Raw genomic sequence first — 19928 nt, forward strand, 5'->3', positions numbered from 1 at the left:
ATAGCAGTGAGTATGGGGAGCGTAAAATGAAGGAAGAATACCGCCTTGGTACTGTATTCAGTGATTGTAATATAGCGTTTGGTCGTGCGACTAAAGGATCAATTTAATAAAAAAATATAATATATTTTTTATCAGGGGAGGGGTGTGTATTTCAGGTAGGGAAGAATGGCTTCCTCCTGATCGGGAAAGAGAGCCTTTGAATCACTGTCAGATAATTTTGGTGAAATAATCGCGTTGTCACCAGGTTGCCAGTCTGCAGGTGTTAATACCGGGTAACGATAAGTGGTTTGTAAGGCATCAATAGCTCGTAGAATCTCATCAAAATTCCGCCCAATGCTGGGTGGGTAATCTATTTTCAGGCGAATGCGCCCACGCGGATCAATGATAAAAACGCTGCGCACTGTTGTTACGTTATTCGAACGTGGATGCAGCATGCCGTAGCGTGTGCTGATATTTAGCGACTGATCCGATATAACAGGAAAGGATGGGCGGACACCCTGGCTTTCTTCAATGTCATCAAGCCATTCTTTGAGGTCACGCAGTGGACTCACTGCCAAAGCGAGTGGGCGTACGTTTCGTTTTTCAAAGGCGCCTTGTAAACGCTCCACTGCAGCGAGCTCGGTAGTGCATACCGGAGTGAAGCTGGCTGGATGAGAAAACAACACGACCCAGTGATCCTTCCTCCAGTGATCGAGGTGCACGGGCCCCATAGTGGTTTCGGCCTCAAAATCCGGCGCTGCATCACCCAGCTGGAGAGCCCGAAGGGGAAGGGAGTATATCAGTAGCGCCACTAACCAATATTTCATGCTTACCACCGCAAAGTTACTCCAGCATACAAGGTTCGACCAGGCGCTGTTTCGAAATAGCCGCGGTCAGCGGGGTCTGGCCTGTCGCTATTGGCATTGATTCGAATGTTGCTGTAATAGTCACGGTCGAAAAGATTGTTAATGCCGGCGTGCAACTCCAGCTCCTGGTGATTGAAATGCCAGCGTTTTCCAAATCGCGCATTAACCACTGCATGGCTTCCTATGCGAGTTTGGTTGGTGTTCTCCGCATACACTTCACTGGCAAAACGAACATCACCAATAACAAAAAAGCCGTTTTGAGGACGCCAGGCGGCTTCGGCAAAAACGATATGCTGTGGCAAGCCAGGCATGTGGTTATCGCTTACATCGACACCTTGTTGTTCATCGAAGAATCGATCGAAGCGGTATTGTGCCCATGTCCATGCGACCGTTGTGGTCAGTGTTTCTGTGGTGAAATGCTCTAACGATAGTTCAATGCCTTCACGACGTGTGCGGGCCGCATTTTCGTAGTAGGTTCGGCCGCCCAGTTCATAAGGGGTTATCTCGTCTTTGACGGCTACGCTAAATAGCGTGAGATCATAGAGTAGATCGTTACTGATGGTGCCGCGGATGCCAAGCTCCTGATTTAATGCCTTTTGTGGTTCAAGGTCTGGATTGAACCCGCCTGCGCCGGACGGATTTGCCAGCTCAGTGAAAGTGGGGGTTTCAAAGGCTGAACTGACAGAGGCATAGAGTGTATGAGCAGGAAGGGCATGCCAGGCAACGCCGGCACTAAAACTACCTTCATTAAACTGCTGTTCGCCGCTGTCGTCACCATCACTCAGGAAATCATCCTCCACCTTAAACTGGATTCGGTCGGCTCTTGCTCCTAAAGAAAGAGTGAGATTGTCGGTTAGAAAGGTATCGGTTTGTACAAAGATGCCACTGCTGGTGGCGATCTGGTCTTCATTGGCGGTGAGCCCGGTAATCACCCCGTTGAAACTAACGCCCTGGCGACCTCGGTCGTCTTGTTGACGTTCTACGTCAACGCCGACCAGATAGCGGTGCCTCAAGCCGAAGAGGTCTAGATTATGACTATACTCTACGCCTGCACCATAAAACGTCCGCTGGTAATCAATCAGGCTGCTACCGGGAAATGGGAGTTGTTGGGTGAAGTCGCGTTGGCTAATGAATGCCCGTGTCTGTAATACGCCTCCTGCCAAGGAGGTATTGCGATAACGGAAGCCTAGGCGTTGTTGATCAACCTCCTGGCCTGCATCCAGTCGATCGGCAAGCATTGTGGCCTGCTTTCTGTCTGTGTGAGCCTGGGAACGGGTTAGTCCGCCAGGATCCTGGGCATAAGGAGTGTCTAATGCCGTCAGGAACAGGTCTATTTCCTGATGGTTGCCGAGCTCCCAACCAATCCGGCTGTTAAGTTGGTATTTCTCCACCGCGCTTTGATCACGGTAGCCGGCGTAATTGAGACCGCTGACGCCAATATAATAATGAGCATTATCTTTCTGGCCGCCGCTCTTTAAGTGGGCTTTGCGAAAGCCATCTGCGCCACTCGATAACCTCAGCTCACCATTTCCCGTTATGTTCCGCCCGGAAAGAGTTTCAATATCGATGACGCCACCGGTGGCATTGCCATAGAGAACGGAGGCTGGACCACGTAATACTGTTGCCTGGTGCATGGAGTCCAAGTCGATATTGTCTACCTGTGATTGTCCATCCGGTAGTGTTTCGGGAAATCCATCTACCCGGACTCGTAAACCGCGAACACCAAAGGGCGCGCGCGCGCCAAAGCCTCGAATGGAAATGCGTTGATTTTGAGCGAAATTGTAGCGATTTTGCAGGTAAAGACCGGGCACCCGGGCGAGGCTTTCATCAAGTTGAATATTCTGTTGCCCCTGTTGGGCAGAGTCTGCATTTACGACGCTAACGGCGGCAGGGGTATCAAGAAGACTGCGCTCCATCCGCGTGCCATCAACCTTTATGACATCCAGCTCTGAGGGCTCGGCCAGGGCGGTTAAGGGAATGTTGATTGTCGCAAGTCCAAAGGCGATTCGCTTCAATGAGAGCATGGGATTTACGGCTTTGTTGTTAGTGTGAGGTTTACGCTATTGGCTTCGGCGCTCCTTCTCAATAGATGCAGTGCGAAAGTAGTAGGCATTTTCTCCGTAAGTCGCAGTTTCGCTGTTGTTATCCGTAACGGAGTCCCATAAAAAAAGGCTGCGAGAAGCAGCCTTTTTTTATGGCAGGAAAAGAAACTCAGTGAGTTTTTTTGCCCTTGCGCTGGCTGGCTTGAGCATGTTGCTCGGTGAGCATGCCATCGGCACCGAACAGTTTTTCGCGCCATTCGTCCAGCAGGGCGTCGGTGTCGTGCTGGGAGGGGTGGAAGTCCCGCTTGAAGAAATCCAGGTACTGGGGCGCCAGTTTGGTGAATAGCCCCTTGCGGCCGAACAGGAATTTCATGCCCTGCCAGTTGTTTTTCAGCTGCAGCAGGCGGCCGTCTGAGGCCAGCATGCGGGCCTGGAACACGGCCAGTACGGCAAAGAAAATCACGGTGGTGGGGATCATGGCTCCCGCACGAATAGCGTAACTACCGCTGACCTTTTCATAGACATCATAGGCGACGGTTTTGTGTTCGTTTTCTTCCAGAGCGTGCCATAGCCACAGTTTTGCGGTGGCTTCATCGAGGATTTTTGCCTGGTGCTCACTTTCGCGCAGCAGTTGTTCGGCAATGATCGCAGTGTAATGCTCGAGACACACGGTGGCGGCCAGCTGGAAGATCTTGGGGGTGCGTTTTTGCACCAGGCCCAGCAGTTTGCCCAATGACTTGTCCAGCTTGTCAGTGGGGTAGCCGAATTTCACGCCCATTTCGTTCCAGGCTTCATGCTCTTTGCTGTGCATGGCCTCCTGACCAATAAAGCCGGCCACTTGCGCTTTCAGCTTGCCGTCGGTGATGTCTTTACGGTAGTGGCGCACGGAGTCCACGAAAAAGGCTTCACCTTCCGGGAACAGGGCCGACAGGCTCAACCAGAATGCGCTCAGGAAAGGGTCATTGTCATAGAAGTAACGCGCCGTGGTCTTGTCATCGAACTGGAAGTCGAGACGACGGGGCGGAATATTGACGGTGGCGCCTAACGGGACTTTCTGGGCCTTTGCCTGGCCGGACGCAATGGTGGTGGATGCTGTTGTTGTCATGGTGTCCTCCTGATCTCTGGCGGCAGGGGCGCCGCTGAATGTCACACTGTGACATTGTTCGATGTAACGATAGTCGAGGTTACAGCAGACCAGGTAAATGGCACTTTGGCGCCCCGGGCGGGGCGCTAGTGCCAGTACACAAAATGAGGGATTTTGTGTCCGGTTATGACAGGGAAGGCATTACCCCGGAAGGAACAGGGATTTGGTTTCCAGGAACTCTTCAAAGCCGAAGCGGCCCCATTCCCGGCCAATCCCGGATTGTTTGTAGCCCCCAAAGGCGGCCTGTACATCCGGGCCGGCCCCATTGATATGGACGTTGCCGGTACGCAGGCGTGCGGCCACCTGGCGGGCCTGGGCATCATCCCCGAAGACATAGCCGGACAGGCCATATTCGGAGTCGTTGGCAATTGCGACGGCATTGTCCACGGTGTCGTAGGGGATCATCACCAGCACCGGACCGAAAATTTCTTCCCGGGCGATGGTCATCTGATTGTTCACCTCACTGAATACCGTGGGGCGGGCGAAGTAACCCTTGGTGATACCGTCGGGCTTGCCGGGGCCGCCGGCAACCAGTTTGGCGCCTTCTTTCTGGCCTTTCTCAATCATGGCCTGCACGCGCTGGTATTGGCGGCCATTGGCGATGGGACCCATTACGGTGGCGTTATCTGCGGGGTCGCCGACCACGACCTGGTCGCAGACCTGTGTTGCAATGCGTTCGGCCTCGGCCAGTTGATCCGCCGGCACCAGCATCCGTGACGGGGCATTACAGCTCTGTCCGGTGTTGGTCATCATGGAGCGCACTCCGTGGGTAACAGCTTGCTCCAGATCGCAGCCTGGCAACAGGATATTGGCGGACTTGCCGCCCAGCTCCAGCGACACGCGTTTAATGGTGCTGGCCGCTTCCCGGCTCACCGATTCCCCGGCGCGGGTGGAGCCGGTGAGAGACACCACATCAATGCGTGGATCGCTGGACAGCAAGGGCCCGACGGCTGCGCCATCGCCATACACCATATTGAAGACCCCGGCGGGTACGCCGGCTTCGTCGATAATCCGGGTCAGCAGGTTGGCGGACAGGGGGGCAAATTCACTGGGCTTGAGCACCATGGTGCAACCGGCGGCCATGGCCGGGGCGACTTTGCACATGACCTGGTTCATGGGCCAGTTCCAGGGCGTGATCAGGGCACAGACACCGGCCGCCTCACGGCGGATCAGTGATTGGCCCGCGGTTTCTTCAAACGGGAACTCCCGGGCGATGCCCAGAGCGGTTTTCAAATGGGCAAGGCCCATGGGGGCCTGCACCTTGCTGGCCAGGGAGATGGGGGCTCCCATCTCCTGGCTGATGGCCTCGGCCATTTCCGGCAGGTGGGCCTGATAGGCTTCGAGCATTTTTTCCATATAGCCCAGTCGCTCTTCCAGTGACAGAGCGGACCAGGTGGGGAAGGCCTGGTGGGCGGCGTCGATTGCCGCATCAATATCGGCAGCCTGTGCCAGCGGCAAGGTGGCAATCTGTTCTTCATTGGCGGGGTTGATAACGGCGTGGGTGGTGGCTCCCGGCGCGGGAGAAACCCAGCTGCCGTTGATGTAGAACTGCTGCAGCGTATCCATGGAATCGTCCTTTTATCGGTCTTCCATTGTGTGTGGTGGGTCAACATTACAATAATGGAACGTAATTTTAAAATATTGACCGCCATGGCTGAAGCGTGACATGGTAAATGTTCCTGCCGTGCCCGCGACCCCATTGTGCTTGAGAGAGGGACGTCGGGCCATGGCCGGTTTGAGCCGCGGGCAAGCGGTGTCTTAGGCAGGCGAAACGCTTTTTGTTATATTTGCGAGCCTAATACATAACTATAAATGGAATCGATGTCCGGTTAGCCGGAACAACCGGTTTCAGCCAACCCGAAGCCTGATACAGGAACGAGAAGAATGCGTAGAGCTGTTGCCGATCTCGGCGCCAATGATAAAGACCGTAATTTCGTCACGGCCCTGGCAAGGGGGCTGGATATTCTTCGTTGCTTTGGGCCTTCGGATGAATACCTTGGCAATGCGGAGCTGGCCAAGCGGACCAGCATTCCCCGCCCCACCGTATCGCGGATGACCGCGACCCTGACACAGCTGGGCTACCTGCGTTATGTGCCGCAGCTGGAAAAATACCGGCTGGGGCCGGGCGTACTGGACCTGGGCTACCGCTATCTGGCCAGTGAGGGGGTGCGGGATCTGGCGCGGCCTTACATGCAGGAGCTGGCAGATTCCACCGATTGCATGGTCGCCATTGGCGCGCCGGATGGCGCTCAGGTGACGTATATCCAGGTTTGCCAGGGCAATGGCCCACTGGTGTTGCGGCTGGATATCGGTTCGCGGGTGCCCATGGCCACCTCGGCATTGGGCCGGGCGTTCCTGGCGGCCACGCCGGAAGTCGAGCGGGAAATGTACTACGAGCAGATTCGCCAGCAGGACCCGGCGGCCTGGCCGGCGCTGGAGCGCAGCCTGCAGAGTGCCTATGACGAATATGAACAATACGGCTTCTGTACCTCTGACGGAGAATGGAACCGCGACGTGAGCGGCGTGGCGGTGCCGTTGATTCTGGATGGTGGCGCTCAGGTGGTGCCGTTCAACTGCGGGGGGTCATCACTGCGCTTGAGCCGCAGAACGCTGCTGGAGAATCTGGGGCCACGGCTGAAAGACGTGGTTGGGCAGGTCGCGCAGATGGTACAGGGCCGCGCCTGAACCGCTGAGCAGTGGTACCGGGCCACAGGTAAAACTAAGGAACCTCTGAATAACTCCTTGCGTACTCAGTCTTTCAGGCTGGTTCGCAATCTATACCCCATTCGGGGCACAGAGGGCGCGCTTTTGAAGGTGTCCCCTAACTGGGATCGAGATATGTCCATCCATCAAAAAAGCGCAACAACGAGTGCGGGCCAGCCTGAAAGACCCGAAGGGCGCGGCCTGGAGCGCCCATCTGCTGCGCCTTGTCTCTCGGAAAGGGAGCCACCCTGATCATCGAGACAAGACACAACAGCTGCACGCTTCAGGTCACGCTGAGCATGCAAGGAGTTATTCAGAGGTTCCCTAACAATGAGTGCGAGAGTATGAGTGCAGTTCCGCCCTCCAAAGGGTTTTCCCTGGCTGATGCCAATACCCGTTTTGATATGGGTTTTCCCTCCCTGGTGGGGTTTCATTTCCTGGAATGGGAAGAGGGCAGGGCCGTGCTGGGGTTGCAGATCGAAACCCGGCATTTGAATCTGGGCGGCGTCATTCATGGTGGGGTGCTGGCGACCCTGATGGATGTGGCCGGGGCCTGTGCCGGGACCTGGAGCCCGGACCCTGCGCACATTCGTAAGGCCGTTACCCTGTCCATGACCACCACGTTTACCGGGCAGGCCAGTGAAGGCTTGGTCCGCGCGGTGGGTATCCGCCGTGCCGGAGGCACCCGGATCTATAACAGCACCATGGAAGTGTTCGATGAAAAGGACACGCTGCTGGCGCTGGGTGAGGCAACCTTCCGTTTACGCAGCGAGTAATGTCCTTCCGCGTTATCTCTTGCCGTTTGCAGCCTTGAGAGGCCTCTGCCCCTTTTGTTTTGTAGGTCGGATTAGCCGCGTAGCGGCGTAATCCGACATTTGTCTGTATTTTTCAAAACACACTAACGGCTGGCCACGTGGGTGGGCTGCTGTGCCTCCCAGCCGCCGCCGAGTGCGCGATACAGTTCTGTTTCATTGGTCAGCTGCTGCAGCTTCAGCGTTACCAGTTGCTGGCGGGCGGAGAGCAGCGTGCGCTGGGCGTCCAGCACGGCCAGGTAATCATCCGCGCCTTGTTCGTAGCGTTGCTGTGACAACGTCAGCGATTGCTCGGTGGCGGTGACCAATGCCTGTTGGGCCTGTTGCTGGCGGGCCAGGGTGTCGCGGGCCTGCAGGGCGTTGGCCACTTCCTGGAAGGCGGTTTGAATGGCTTTCTCGTAGGTGGCCACAGCCTGGTCCTGGCGCACTTCGGCCAGCTCCAGATTGGCCTTGTTACGGCCACCAGAGAAAATCGGCAGGGAAATACTGGGGCTGAACGACCAGGCTTTGGAGCCGCTGTCGAACAGGCCAGACAATTCGCTGCTCATGCTGCCATAGGCGCCGGTGAGCTGAATGCTGGGGAAGAAGGCGGCACGGGCGGCACCGATGCTGGCATTGGCGGCGCGCAGTTGGTGTTCGGCCTGCTGCACGTCCGGTCGCTGGGTCAGGAGGCTGGACGATAGCCCTTCCGGTACCGGCGCCACCAGGGAGAGGGTGTCGCTGTTCAGGTTTACCGATTCCAGTGCGGGCAGGGGCCCGCCAACCAATACGGCCAGGGCGTTGTAATCCTGGCTGACCTGGCGCTCAAAGCTGGCCTGGTTGGCGCGGGCGCCTTGCAGGGCAATCTGTGCCTGTCGTACATCCAGTTCTGTGCCCAGCCCGCTTTCGAAGCGCCGCTGGATCAGTGCCAGCGAATTCTCTTGCGCGGCGACCGTTTCACGGCTGATCGCCAGATTCTGACGGTCGCTGACCAGGGTCAGGTAGCTTTGCGCCACCTGGGCCACCAGTGCCAGCTGGGTGCTGCGCTGGGCCTCTTCGCTGGCCAGGTAAGTTTCCAGAGACGCATCCTTGAGGCTGCGTACGCGTCCGAACAAGTCCAGTTCCCAGGCGGTGACGCCAACCTGAACACCGTATTGATCAGAAAGGGTGGAGCTGCCGGTGGATGACAGGTCGCCGGGCAGGCGCTGGCGAGTGCCGCTGCCATCCACGGACAGGTTCGGGTACAGGTCGGCGCGCTGGATCTGGTACTGGGCGCGCAGGGCGGCCACATCCAGAACGGCCAGGCGCAAATCCCGGTTGTTATCCAGTGCGCTCTGGATGAGTTGTTGTAACTCGGCGCTTTGGTACAGCGTGGACCAGCCCGGCAGTGTCAATTCGGCGGTGCCGTCAGCGGTGGTTTCGCCCAGCTGGGCGGGTACCGGTGAGGCTGGTTGTTCGTAGCTGGGGGCCAGGGTGCAGCCACCCAGCATCAGCCCGCCCAGAAGGGCGAGCGTCAGAGGGTTACGGGTCATCAGGGTTACTCCGCTTGGACTTACTCTTTGCCTTTCTTCTTGCCGTCGAGGGGCACGCCGGACAATTTGCGCACCGCCACGTAGAACAACGGAATGAAGAAGATGGCGAGGACGGTGGCGGTGAGCATGCCGCCGAATACCCCGGTGCCGATGGCGTTTCGGGCGCCGGCGCCGGCGCCGGTACTGATCATCAGCGGGGTTACACCGAGCATGAAGGCCAGTGAGGTCATCAAAATCGGGCGTAGCCGCATGCGTACCGCTTCCAGTGTGGCCTTGAGCAAGTGCTCGCCTTTCTGCTCCAGCTCCAGCGCGAATTCCGCAATCAGAATGGCGTTTTTTGCCGAGAGCCCGATGGTGGTCAACAGCCCCACCTGGAAGAAGACGTCGTTGTTCAGGTCACGGAAGGTGGCAGCCAGTACCGCACCCAGGATACCCAGTGGCACCACCAGCATGACCGCGAACGGGATGGACCAGCTTTCGTACAGGGCGGCCAGACAGAGGAATACCACCAGCAGGGAGATGATGTACAAGGCCGGGGCCTGGTCACCGGACTGACGCTCCTGGTAAGACATGCCGGTCCATTCGAAACCGAAGCCGGCGGGCAGCTTGGCAGACAGTTCTTCCATGGCATCCATGGCGTCACCGGTACTGTAGCCGGGTGCCGCGTTGCCCTGAATGTTCACCGAGGATACGCCGTTGTAACGCTCCAGCTTGGGCGAGCCATAGGTCCAGTGGCCGGTGGCGAAGGTCGAGAAGGGCACCATTTCGCCCTGGTTATTACGCACGAACCAGTCGTTGACGTTTTCGGGCAGCATCCGGTAGGGCGCATCGGCTTGTACATACACCCGTTTCACCCGGCCCCGGTCCACGAAGTTGTTCACGTAGCTGGAGCCCCAGGCAATCTGCAGGGTGTTGTTGATGTCACTGATGGACAGGCCCAGTGCCTTGGCTTTCTGCTGGTCAATGTCGATCTGGTATTGCGGGCTGTCTTCCAGGCCGTTGGGGCGCACACCGGCCAGGCGCGGGTCCTGGGCGGCCATGCCGAGCATCTGGTTACGCGCCTGAATCAAGGCCTCATGGCCCTGGCCGGACTGGTCCAGCAGCTGGAAATCGAAGCCGCTGGCATTGCCCAGCTCGGGAATCGAGGGCGGATTCAGGGCAAACATCATGGCTTCACGAATGGTCGAGAAGTAGCCCATGGCGCGGCCAACTACATTGTTGGCGCCGTCCACGGACAGGTCCCGTTCCGACCAGTCTTTCAGGTTCACGAACGCCATGCCGGCGTTCTGGCCCTGGCCGGTGAAACTGAAGCCGGCCACGGTGAACAGACCATCCACGGCAGAGGACTCTTCGTTGAGATAGTAGTCCTCCATCTTTTTCAGCACGTCTACGGTCTGTTCCTGAGTGGAACCGGCGGGCAGGGTCACCAGGGTGAACAGGATCCCCTGATCTTCTTCCGGCAGGAAGCTGGAGGGCAACCGCATAAAGCTGAAGCCAAGCACGCCGACGATGATCACATAGATGAACAGGTAGCGGCCCCGGCGGCCGAGGATTTTTTCCACGCTGCCCTGGTAACGGCGAGTGCCACGGTCGAAGGTGCGGTTGAACCAGCCAAAGAAGCCGTGATCGGTCTGGTGTTCGCTGTCCTTGGCCTTGAGCATGGTGGCACACAATGCCGGGGTCAGGATCATGGCCACCAGCACGGACAGCACCATGGCCGACACGATGGTGATGGAGAACTGGCGGTAAATGGCACCGGTGGACCCGGGGAAGAACGCCATGGGAATGAATACCGCCGACAGCACCAGGGCGATGCCCACCAGGGCGCCAGTGATCTGGCCCATGGATTTGCGGGTGGCCTCCTTGGGCGGGAGGCCTTCCTCGTGCATCACCCGTTCCACGTTTTCCACCACCACGATGGCGTCATCCACCAGCAGGCCAATGGCCAGCACCATGCCGAACATGGTCAGGGTATTGATGGAGAAGCCGAAGGCAGCCAGCACGGCGAAGGTGCCCAGCAATACCACCGGGACCGCCAGGGTAGGGATCAGGGTGGCGCGGAAGTTCTGCAGGAACAGGTACATCACCAGGAAGACCAGGATGATGGCCTCGAACAGGGTGTGCACCACTTCCTCGATGGAGATGCTCACGAAGGGCGTGGTGTCGTAGGGGAACACCATTTCCATCTTGTCGGGGAAGTAGGGTTCCAGCTCTGCCAGACGGGCACGCAGGGCCTCGGCGGTGTCCAGGGCATTGGCGCCGGTGGCCAGGTTGATGGCCAGGCCGGCGGCGGGCTGGCCGTTATAGCGGCCCTGCACATCGTAGTTCTGGGCCGCCAGTTCCACCCGGGCCACGTCTTTCAGGAAGACCTGGGAGCCATCCGGGTTCACTTTCAGCAGGATGTTCTTGAACTGGTCCACGTCTTCCAGACGGGTCTGGGCGATGATGGTGGCGTTCAGTTGCTGGCCTTCCACGGCCGGCGCGCCGCCCAGCTGGCCACTGGCCACCTGATTGTTCTGCACCTGGATGGTCTGGGTGATGTCCTGGGGAGTCAGATCAAACTTGTTCAGTTTGTTCGGGTCCAGCCAGATACGCATGGCGTAGGGGGAGCCGAACAACTGGATCTGGCCCACGCCCGGTACGCGGCTGACCGGGTCCTGGACGTTGGAGGCAATATAATCGGCCAGGTCTGCCCGTGACAGGCTGCCATCCTCGGAGGTGAAGGCCGCCACCATGAGGAAGGAGTCAGAGGATTTGGTGACCTGCATGCCCTGCTGCTGTACTTCCTGGGGCAGCAGCGGGGTCGCCAGTTGCAGTTTGTTCTGCACCTGTACCTGGGCGATATCCGGGTCGGTGCCGGGGGCGAAGGTCAGGTTCACCGCGGCGTTACCGAAGGAGTCACTGCTGGAGCTCATGTACAGCAGGTTGTCGATCCCGTTCATTTGCTGCTCGATCACCTGGGTGACCGAGTCTTCCACGGTTTTCGCCGAGGCGCCGGGGTAGTTACCGGCAATGGACACCTGTGGTGGCGCAACGGTGGGGTACTGCTCAATGGGCAGGGTGTAAATGGCCAGGGCACCGGCCATCATCATGATGATGGCGATAACCCAGGCGAAAATTGGACGGTCAATAAAAAATCTGGCCATGGGAATCCCGTTTCTCGTCGTTGCGCGTTATTGCGCTGCGCTTTGTGCCTCGCCGGTGTTCTCGGCGGGGGACTGGGGCTGTGCTTGCGGGGCGGCTTCGCCTGTGTTGTCGCCATTCTCGGTGTCTACCGGAGTGACCGGAGCGCCGGGCTGAATGCGTTGCAGGCCGTCGATAATCAGCCGGTCGCCGTCTTTCAGGCCATCAGCGATCAGCCATTGGCTTTTCACTGCCCGTTCGGTGCTGACCTTCACCTTCTTGGCCTGATCATTGCTGTCGATCAGCATGGCATAGGCCTGGCCTGTGGGATCGCGGGTGATGCCTTTCTGGGGCACCAGAATGGCATCTTCGCGCTGGCCTTCCGGCAGGCGACCGCGCACAAACATGCCGGGCAGCAGATCGCTTTCCGGGTTCGGGAACAGGGCGCGCAATGTCACTGAACCGGTGCTTTCATCCACGGCAAATTCGGAAAATTGCAAAACGCCGGGTTCCTGGTAATGAGAACCGTCTTCCAGAATCAGGGTGATGCGGGCTTCATCCTCGCTGACTTGCTGCAGCTCACCGGCTTGCATGGCCTGACGAAGCTGGCGCAGCTCATTGCTGGACTGGGTCAGGTCCACGTAGATCGGATCCAGCTGACGAATGGTGGCCAGCGTGTTGGCCTGATTCGCCGTGACCAGGGCACCTGCGGTGACGCTGGAGCGACCAATGCGGCCACTAATGGGCGCTTCGATGGTGGCGTAGTCCAGGTTGATCTGGGCACTTTGCAGGTTGGCGCGAGCGGCTGCCACAGCGGCCTTGTTCTCATCCAGCTGGGCCTGCGCTTCGTCGTACTCCTGCTGGCTCACTGCTTTGTAATCCAGCAGCTTCTTGAAGCGCTTGGCGCGCAGGTCGTTGGACTTCAACGTTGCCTGGGAGCGTGCCAGCTCGGCCTTGGCTGTGGCCACGGCGGCCTGATAGGTGCGCGAGTCGATCTTGTACAGCGGTTGGCCGGCTTCCACTTCCTGGCCTTCCTCGAACAAGCGCTTCTCGATGACGCCGCTGACCTGGGGCCGCACTTCGGCAATCTGATGCGCAGTGGTACGCCCGGGTAACTCCCGATTCAGGGTGATGGTTTCGGCTTTTACCGTGACGAAACCGGCTTTGGGGGCTTGCTGTTGTTGTTGACCGGGCTGGCCGGCATCGCCGCAGCCGCTAAGCTGCAGGACGAGTGCGCCTGCCATCAGGGGGAGAATGAAACCGCTGCGCATAATCACCTCAGTGCTTGGAAACACGCTAAAGCACGCCACAGACCGGTCCCGTGCAGACGGACCAGTGACGCTTGCATGAAAATTGAATCAGGTTCAGTATATACATTCGACAATGTATGTATAGGCCTGTAGGCCAACTTGCACAAAAAAACCTTAATTCCATTTGGGAGCCTCCTATGGTCAGGCGCACCAAGGCAGAAGCGATGGAAACCCGTACCCGGATTCTGGATGCGGCTGAGCAGGTATTCCACCGCAAGGGTGTGTTGTCCGCCTCATTGAATGATATTGCCAGTGAGGCGGGCGTGACACGAGGGGCAATTTACTGGCACTTCAAGAACAAACACGATGTGTTTGTGGCCATGGCGGACCGTCGGCGTTTGCCCTTTGAGGCCCTGGCCCAAAGGGCGGAGGCGAATGACGAAATGGATCCGTTGGGCCGTCTGCGCGAGTTTATGGTCTATTTGTTGCAGCAAGTGGCACGGGACCCGTCACAGCGGCGGGTATTCGAGATCATGTTCCAGAAGTGCGAATTCAGTGGTGAGAACCTGGATCTGCTGCATCGTCAGCAGGATGCGTGCAATGACGCGTCCGACGGGCTGGCCACCACGTTCCGCAATGCCATGGCCAGAGGGCAGTTGCCTGCCGGGTTAGACGTTAGTCGTGCGGTGACCATGCTGCACAGCCTGCTAACCGGGCTGATTATGCACTGGCTGCTGGAGCCATCGGGCTTCGATCTGGCGGAGTCTGCGCCGGATTATGTGGATACCTTTCTGTTCAGCCTGCAGCATTCCCCCTTCCTGCTCGGCGGGGCTGAAGCCCCGGCCTGACGGGGCGTGGTGCCACGCTTTCCCACCAATAAAATACTTGTCCGAATTTCCGATAGCCGGTGTGTGCCTTGGGCATACCCGGTGGTATGTTCTTGGTCCTCTTCCCTGCCTTCCCGCTTTTTCCCTTTGTTATATTTGTTTTCAAAAAACAAAACGTAGTTCCAAAATAGTATTGACGCTCTCCGTGGGCCGTGTCAGATTGACCGGCGAGTCAACACTTTGTATTCACCGATAAGCAGGCTGCGCTAGCCGGATCTTGTCGGTTTTGCCCGCTTTTTCCGGGCATCAACAATAAAAGCGGCCCTGTAGGGCTGCATTCGGGAGAGTAAGTCATGTCTGATCGGCATCATGCGGTCTGGCCAGAGAATATTCCCAAGCATCTGAGCCTGCCGCAGACCAGCCTCTATACCAATCTGGAGGTGTCTGCACTGCGTTACCCACAGCGGGACGCGATCAATTATTACGATAGCCCCATCACGTTTTCCCAGTTGAAGGAGCAGGTGGATGCCCTGGCGGGTTACCTGCAGTCACTGGGGGTGGAGAAGGGCGACCGGGTGCTGCTGTTCATGCAGAACGCCCCCCAGTTCACTATCAGCTATTACGCCATCCTGCGGGCCAACGCCATTGTGGTGCCGGTGAACCCCATGAACCGGGCGGCAGAGCTGGAGCACTACCTGGAAGATACCGAGGCATCTGTGGCGATCTGTGGCCAGGAGTTGCTGTCAGCGATTGCGCCGGTGGTGGGCATGGTGAACCTGCGCCATGTGATTGTGGCGGCCTACAACGATTACATCGTCCGCGACACGGACCTGCCCCTGCCGCCGGAGGTGGAAACGCCTGCGGTTGCGCTGACCGATCCGGCACACCTGGCCTGGAAGGACGTTATCGCCGCTGCCAGGCAGCCCAGCGAATTGCTGGTCGGCCCGGACGATCTGGCGGTCTTCCCCTACAGCTCGGGGACCACCGGTGCACCCAAGGGTTGCATGCATACCCATGCGTCGGTGATGGCCACCTGCGTGCAGGGGGCGGTGTGGAGCCATGGCACCACCGAGTCCGTCACCCTGGCCACGCTGCCGTATTTTCATGTGACCGGCATGCAGGGCTCCATGAACTCACCGATTTACTGTGGTTCGCTGGTGGTGTTGATGACGCGCTGGGACCGCCGGGTGGCGGCCAAGCTGATCGAGCGCTATCAGGTGAGTCGCTGGGTGAACATTGTCACCATGGCCATCGATCTGCTGTCCGATCCGGAAGTGGAAAACTACGACCTGTCGTCGCTGGAAAATATCGGTGGCGGCGGGGCAGCCATGCCGGCGGCGGTGTCCGACAAACTCTTCAAGCTTACCGGCCTGCGTTACATGGAAGGCTATGGCCTGTCCGAAACCATTGCCGGCACCCACATCAACCCCACCGACCGCCCCAAGTCCCAGTGCCTGGGTATTCCGGTATTCGATATCGATTCGCGCATCATTGATGTGGAAAGCGGCAAGGAACTGGCGCCCGGTGAAGTGGGCGAGATCGTTACCCATGGTCCGCAAGTGTTCCAGGGGTACTGGAAGCGTCCGCAGGAAACGCAAAAAGCGTTTATCGAACTGGATGGAAAACGCTTCTTCCGCACCGGTGACTTGGGGTACATCGACGAAGAGGGCTACTTCTTCATCGTCGATCGGGTCAAACGCATGATCAATGCGTCCGGCTTCAAGGTGTGGCCGGCGGAAGTGGAAAGCCTGATGTACCGCCATCCGGCGATCCAGGAAAGCTGTGTGATTTCCACCCCCCACGAGCGCCGCGGTGAAAGTGTGAAGGCGTGTGTGGTTCTGAGTGCTGACATGAAGGGCACGCTCACCGAGCAGGCCGTCATCGATTGGTGCAAAGAGGAAATGGCGGCCTACAAGGTTCCGAATGTGGTGGAGTTCCGCGATGAGCTTCCCCGTTCGCCCACCGGCAAAGTGATGTGGCGAGCCCTGCAGGAACAGGAGTGGGAAAGCCAGAAAGCACAGCAGGCGTCGTAACGGCGCTTGCCCATAGCGGTCTGTCTAATGGTGGGCAGGCCGAGTCAGCTCCAGCATAAACAAATAAGCGGAAGCGCTACTCCGCGGAGCTGAATAACAACGCAAAACGAGAAACCGGTGCCTTACGTGGTCTGTAACCGCGAGGGAATGGCGTCATGTCGCCGGCGGGTTTCTCCCAAACAGGAGGCTTTGCCTTGGAACTGTTCTTTCAACAAGTGCTCAATGGCCTGACGCTGGGCAGCATCTACGGGCTGGTCGCCCTGGGGCTGACGCTGGTGTACGGCATTTTGCACGTACCGAATTTTGCTCACGGGGCGCTGTATATGGTCGGCGCCTATGTCTCGTATATCACCATGGTCGACTTCGGTGTGAACTACTGGGTGGCCATGCTGTTGGCTGCTGTAGCGGTGGCGGCGCTGGCGGTTCTGTGCGAACGGCTGGTGTTCAACCCGTTACGCGATGCGCCCCCAATTCACGACAAAATTGCGGCTATCGGCATCATGCTGTTTCTGGAAGCGCTGGTGCAGATGCAGTGGGGCGCCGAGTTCCGCCGCATGCCGACCCCCTATACCGAGATTCTGGATATTGCCGGCATGACCATTCCGGCTCAGCGGGTGCTGATTATTGCCGGTGCGTTTTCACTGATGGCGGTATTGCATCTGTTCCTGAAGAAAACCATGACTGGCTCCACCATCGTGGCCATGGCCCAGAACCGTGAGGGCGCCTTTCTGGTCGGCATTGATGCCAACCGGGTGGCGATGATGACCTTTGCCATTTCCGGGGCACTGGCGGCGGTGGGTGCGACCCTGTTTGCGCCGATCAACCTGGTCTACCCGGCCATGGGGCATCTGCTGATCATGAAAGCGTTTGTGATCATCATCCTCGGTGGCATGGGCTCCATTCCCGGTGCCATTGTTGGCGGCCTGATCATCGGCTTTGCCGAAGCGTTCGGTGGTTTTTATATCTCCACCGATTACAAGGACATCATCGCGTTTGCGCTGCTCGTGGTGATTCTCTCCATCAAGCCGACTGGCCTGTTCAGCAAGGGGGTCCACTGATGAACGCCCTGACCAAGATTTCCAATTTCTTCATGACCCCGGCGATGAAAATCGTAATGATCGTGGCGGCGTTGCTGTTCCCCTTTGTGGCGGGCAACGAGTACCAGATCTACGTGATGGCACTGGCGTTTGTCTGGGCCATTGCCGTGTACGGCATGAACATCATCACCGGCCTGTGTGGTCAGTTGAATCTGGCCCACGGTGGTTTCTTTGCCATCGGGGCCTACACCCTGGCGATTCTCACTGTGGATAATGGCTGGGCTTTCTGGCCGGCGTTTATCGCGGCAGGGGCCGTGGGCGCTATCCTCGGTTTTCTGGTGGGGGTGATCTCCCTGCGCCTGAAAGAACACTACTTCGCCATTTTCACCCTGTGCGTGGGCTTTATCATTTATCTGTTGCTGGATAAGTGGGAAGAGCTGACCCACGGTGCTCTGGGGATTATCAATATCCCTGCGCCGAGTGGCTTCGGGCTGGTGGACTTCACCGAGACTACCCCGTTCTATTATCTGGCGTTGGCGTTCATGGTGCTGTCCATCTGGCTGGCATCGCGGATCGCGCATTCCCTGTTGGGGCGGACCTTCCTGGCCATTCGTATCAGTGATGATCTGGCGGCGTCGCTGGGGATCAACCTGATGCGTAACAAGGTGCTGGCGTTTGTGCTGTCTACCACCTACGCCAGTGTGGCGGGTGCGCTGTATGCCGGCATGGTGCGTTTCATCGGCCCGGCGGAAGCCGAGGTGACACACACCTTCGACATGATTACCTACCTGTTGGTCGGCGGCATCGGCACCCTGATGGGCCCGCTGCTGGGCACCCTGGCGATTACCTGGCTGACCCAGTCACTGCAGTTCCTGGAAGAGTACCGGATGATCGTGTTCGGGCCGATGCTGGTGGTGCTGGTGATCTTCTTCCCGAAAGGGGTAGTGGGTTCCTTCCTGTCCTGGCGCGGTCGTCGCCTTGCGGCGGCGCACGATGCCAGCCAGACGAAAGAGAAGGCGGCCAGCAATGCGTCGTCCAACAAGCCCTCGGCAGCATCCACGCAGGAGGCCGGTAACCATGCTTAAGATTCATAACCTTACCAAGCGTTTCGGTGGGCTGGCGGCGGTCAATAACGTCAGCATCGAATTCGAAGCCAACAAGATCAACGCCATCATCGGTCCCAATGGGGCAGGCAAGAGCACCTTCTTCAATCTGGTGGCCGGTGCCATGGCGCCCACCGAAGGGCGCATTGAATACCAGGGCATGGACATTACCGGCATGGCCTGTGATCGCATTGCCCGGCTGGGCATTGCGCGCACTTTCCAGACCACCATGCTGTTCGATCAGTCCACGGTGCTGGACAACCTGATTGTGGGGCACCGTCTGCGCACCCAGTCCCGCCTTTGGGATGTGATCATCAATTCCAAACGCCTGCGTGATGAAGAGAAAAAGTGTCGTGCCCGGGCGCAGGAAGTGCTGGATTTTGTCGGCCTGTCTCACATCGGTCACCGCATTACGGCGGATATCAGCCAGGAAGAAAAAAAGCGCGTGGCGTTTGCCCTGGCGCTGGCCACAGATCCTGAGCTGGTATTGCTGGATGAGCCTGCAGGCGGGATCAACCCGGAAGAAACTGAAAATCTGGCGGCCCTGATTCGCAAGATGGTGGACCACGGTGTCACCGTCTGCCTGATTGAACACAAGATGGACATGATCATGAGCCTGGCGGACAAGATCATGGTGATCGACCATGGCGAAAAAATTGCCGAAGGCACGCCGGATGAAGTCAAAAACAATCCGTTGGTGATCGAAGCCTATCTGGGGAGTGATGAAGATGCTGCAGCTTAAAAACGTGGAAGCCCGTTACGGCAGCTTCAAGGCGCTGGAGCAGGTCTCCATGTCGGTGGCGCAGGGCGAACTGGTGGTGCTGCTGGGCGCCAATGGCGCAGGCAAGAGTACCTTGTTCAATACCATTAGCGGACTGATCAAGCCATCGGCGGGCACCATCACTCTGGATGGCACCGATGTCACCGGCCTGAAGCCGTCGGGGCTGGTGCAGAATGGGGTGGTGCAGTGCCCGGAAGGGCGCAAGCTGTTCCCGGAAATGTCGGTATTGAAAAACCTGATGCTGGGTGCCTATGTACATCGCCGCAACAAGGCGGCCATTAAAAAGACACTGGAAGACGTGCTGACACTGTTTCCGATTCTTGATGAAAAGAAGGATCAGTCTGCCGGGTCTCTCAGCGGTGGCCAGCAGCAAATGGTCGCCATCGGGCGCGCCATGATGGGCCGGCCCAAGCTGCTGTTGCTGGACGAGCCCTCGTTGGGTTTGGCGCCACTGGTGGTCAAGCAGATGTTTGAAACCATCAAGGGCATCAACGAACAGGGCACCACGGTTTTGCTGGCGGAGCAGAATGCGTTCGCCGCACTCAAGATTGCCCACCGTGCCTATGTGATCGAAAACGGTCGCCTGGTCATGGAGGGTGATAAAGACGCAATGCTGGGTAACGAAGCTATTCGCAAAGCCTATATCGGCGCGTAATTGTTATCCGGTAGCAGCGTGTGCGCTACAACATAATCAATTGCTACAACACAAGACTCACG

General features: G+C 58.1%; 15 protein-coding genes. 8 read left to right on the top strand and 7 right to left on the bottom strand.

The features are described from left to right. Window positions 1-131: 131 nt before the first annotated feature. The 4 genes from ADG881_RS16835 to ADG881_RS16850 form a co-directional block, all read right to left on the bottom strand. Window positions 132-806 carry a peroxiredoxin gene (locus ADG881_RS16835; RefSeq protein WP_050760185.1) on the bottom strand — a complete coding sequence of 225 codons (675 nt, stop codon included), beginning with the start codon at window positions 804-806 and terminating at the stop codon, window positions 132-134. A gap of 2 nt (window positions 807-808) precedes the next feature. Beyond that, the gene (locus tag ADG881_RS16840; RefSeq protein WP_039927030.1) at window positions 809-2869 is read right to left on the bottom strand and encodes a TonB-dependent receptor; all 2061 of its coding nucleotides are present in this window, start codon (window positions 2867-2869) and stop codon (window positions 809-811) included. A 187-nt stretch (window positions 2870-3056) separates the two neighbouring features. Continuing rightward, complete coding sequence (locus tag ADG881_RS16845) at window positions 3057-3992, bottom strand: metal-dependent hydrolase (RefSeq protein WP_039927031.1); 936 nt, start codon at window positions 3990-3992, stop codon at window positions 3057-3059. A 180-nt stretch (window positions 3993-4172) separates the two neighbouring features. Next, window positions 4173-5597 carry an aldehyde dehydrogenase family protein gene (locus tag ADG881_RS16850; protein WP_007148946.1) on the bottom strand — a complete coding sequence of 475 codons (1425 nt, stop codon included), beginning with the start codon at window positions 5595-5597 and terminating at the stop codon, window positions 4173-4175. Between the two features lie 318 nt (window positions 5598-5915). On the opposite strand from ADG881_RS16850, the gene ADG881_RS16855 reads away from it, so the two are divergent. Together ADG881_RS16855 and ADG881_RS16860 are read left to right on the top strand one after the other, a co-directional pair. Further along, a complete protein-coding gene (locus tag ADG881_RS16855) occupies window positions 5916-6716 on the top strand; it encodes an IclR family transcriptional regulator (protein WP_007148720.1) in 801 nt (266 codons plus the stop codon). A 362-nt stretch (window positions 6717-7078) separates the two neighbouring features. After that, window positions 7079-7510: a PaaI family thioesterase gene (locus tag ADG881_RS16860; protein ID WP_007148832.1), complete on the top strand. Its 432-nt coding sequence runs from the start codon at window positions 7079-7081 to the stop codon at window positions 7508-7510. 122 nt (window positions 7511-7632) lie between these two features. On the opposite strand, the gene ADG881_RS16865 is transcribed toward ADG881_RS16860, so the two are convergent. From ADG881_RS16865 to ADG881_RS16875, 3 genes are read right to left on the bottom strand one after another with little or no spacing between them, the layout of a single operon-like run. Beyond that, window positions 7633-9057, bottom strand: a complete 1425-nt coding sequence (locus tag ADG881_RS16865) for an efflux transporter outer membrane subunit (RefSeq protein ID WP_007151542.1) — start codon at window positions 9055-9057, stop codon at window positions 7633-7635. 20 nt (window positions 9058-9077) lie between these two features. After that, the gene (locus ADG881_RS16870; RefSeq protein ID WP_007151308.1) at window positions 9078-12203 is read right to left on the bottom strand and encodes an efflux RND transporter permease subunit; all 3126 of its coding nucleotides are present in this window, start codon (window positions 12201-12203) and stop codon (window positions 9078-9080) included. A gap of 27 nt (window positions 12204-12230) precedes the next feature. Beyond that, on the bottom strand, window positions 12231-13451 hold the full coding sequence (locus ADG881_RS16875; protein ID WP_007148556.1) for an efflux RND transporter periplasmic adaptor subunit: 1221 nt from the start codon (window positions 13449-13451) through the stop codon (window positions 12231-12233). A gap of 176 nt (window positions 13452-13627) precedes the next feature. Here ADG881_RS16875 and ADG881_RS16880 point away from each other — a divergent pair, with 176 nt between their 5' ends. The 6 genes from ADG881_RS16880 (at window position 13628) to ADG881_RS16905 (ending at window position 19866) form a co-directional block, all read left to right on the top strand. After that, the gene (locus ADG881_RS16880) at window positions 13628-14278 is read left to right on the top strand and encodes a TetR family transcriptional regulator (protein WP_007149019.1); all 651 of its coding nucleotides are present in this window, start codon (window positions 13628-13630) and stop codon (window positions 14276-14278) included. Window positions 14279-14610: 332 nt separating this feature from the next. Further along, window positions 14611-16290 carry a long-chain fatty acid--CoA ligase gene (locus ADG881_RS16885; RefSeq protein WP_007149717.1) on the top strand — a complete coding sequence of 560 codons (1680 nt, stop codon included), beginning with the start codon at window positions 14611-14613 and terminating at the stop codon, window positions 16288-16290. A 194-nt stretch (window positions 16291-16484) separates the two neighbouring features. Then, window positions 16485-17348, top strand: a complete 864-nt coding sequence (locus ADG881_RS16890; protein ID WP_039927576.1) for a branched-chain amino acid ABC transporter permease — start codon at window positions 16485-16487, stop codon at window positions 17346-17348. Then, window positions 17348-18412 carry a branched-chain amino acid ABC transporter permease gene (locus tag ADG881_RS16895; RefSeq protein ID WP_007149611.1) on the top strand — a complete coding sequence of 355 codons (1065 nt, stop codon included), beginning with the start codon at window positions 17348-17350 and terminating at the stop codon, window positions 18410-18412. Before ADG881_RS16890 ends, ADG881_RS16895 begins: the two co-directional genes overlap by 1 nt. Continuing rightward, complete coding sequence (locus ADG881_RS16900; protein WP_007149647.1) at window positions 18405-19172, top strand: ABC transporter ATP-binding protein; 768 nt, start codon at window positions 18405-18407, stop codon at window positions 19170-19172. The genes ADG881_RS16895 and ADG881_RS16900 overlap by 8 nt, the downstream gene beginning before the upstream one ends. Then, a complete protein-coding gene (locus tag ADG881_RS16905; RefSeq protein ID WP_007150824.1) occupies window positions 19159-19866 on the top strand; it encodes an ABC transporter ATP-binding protein in 708 nt (235 codons plus the stop codon). Before ADG881_RS16900 ends, ADG881_RS16905 begins: the two co-directional genes overlap by 14 nt. Window positions 19867-19928: the final 62 nt, after the last annotated feature.

Source organism: Alcanivorax sp. DG881, assembly GCF_000155615.1.
Classification (GTDB): domain Bacteria; phylum Pseudomonadota; class Gammaproteobacteria; order Pseudomonadales; family Alcanivoracaceae; genus Alcanivorax.

Excerpts from the sequence above, each read along its gene's own strand:
- ADG881_RS16835 (WP_050760185.1), bottom strand. The coding sequence starts at position 806 with ATGAAATATTGGTTAGTGGCGCTACTGATATACTCCCTTCCCCTTCGG.
- ADG881_RS16840 (WP_039927030.1), bottom strand. The coding sequence starts at position 2,869 with ATGCTCTCATTGAAGCGAATCGCCTTTGGACTTGCGACAATCAACATT.
- ADG881_RS16845 (WP_039927031.1), bottom strand. The coding sequence starts at position 3,992 with ATGACAACAACAGCATCCACCACCATTGCGTCCGGCCAGGCAAAGGCC.
- ADG881_RS16850 (WP_007148946.1), bottom strand. The coding sequence starts at position 5,597 with ATGGATACGCTGCAGCAGTTCTACATCAACGGCAGCTGGGTTTCTCCC.
- ADG881_RS16855 (WP_007148720.1), top strand. The coding sequence starts at position 5,916 with ATGCGTAGAGCTGTTGCCGATCTCGGCGCCAATGATAAAGACCGTAAT.
- ADG881_RS16860 (WP_007148832.1), top strand. The coding sequence starts at position 7,079 with ATGAGTGCAGTTCCGCCCTCCAAAGGGTTTTCCCTGGCTGATGCCAAT.
- ADG881_RS16865 (WP_007151542.1), bottom strand. The coding sequence starts at position 9,057 with ATGACCCGTAACCCTCTGACGCTCGCCCTTCTGGGCGGGCTGATGCTG.
- ADG881_RS16870 (WP_007151308.1), bottom strand. The coding sequence starts at position 12,203 with ATGGCCAGATTTTTTATTGACCGTCCAATTTTCGCCTGGGTTATCGCC.
- ADG881_RS16875 (WP_007148556.1), bottom strand. The coding sequence starts at position 13,451 with ATGCGCAGCGGTTTCATTCTCCCCCTGATGGCAGGCGCACTCGTCCTG.
- ADG881_RS16880 (WP_007149019.1), top strand. The coding sequence starts at position 13,628 with ATGGTCAGGCGCACCAAGGCAGAAGCGATGGAAACCCGTACCCGGATT.
- ADG881_RS16885 (WP_007149717.1), top strand. The coding sequence starts at position 14,611 with ATGTCTGATCGGCATCATGCGGTCTGGCCAGAGAATATTCCCAAGCAT.
- ADG881_RS16895 (WP_007149611.1), top strand. The coding sequence starts at position 17,348 with ATGAACGCCCTGACCAAGATTTCCAATTTCTTCATGACCCCGGCGATG.
- ADG881_RS16900 (WP_007149647.1), top strand. The coding sequence starts at position 18,405 with ATGCTTAAGATTCATAACCTTACCAAGCGTTTCGGTGGGCTGGCGGCG.
- ADG881_RS16905 (WP_007150824.1), top strand. The coding sequence starts at position 19,159 with ATGCTGCAGCTTAAAAACGTGGAAGCCCGTTACGGCAGCTTCAAGGCG.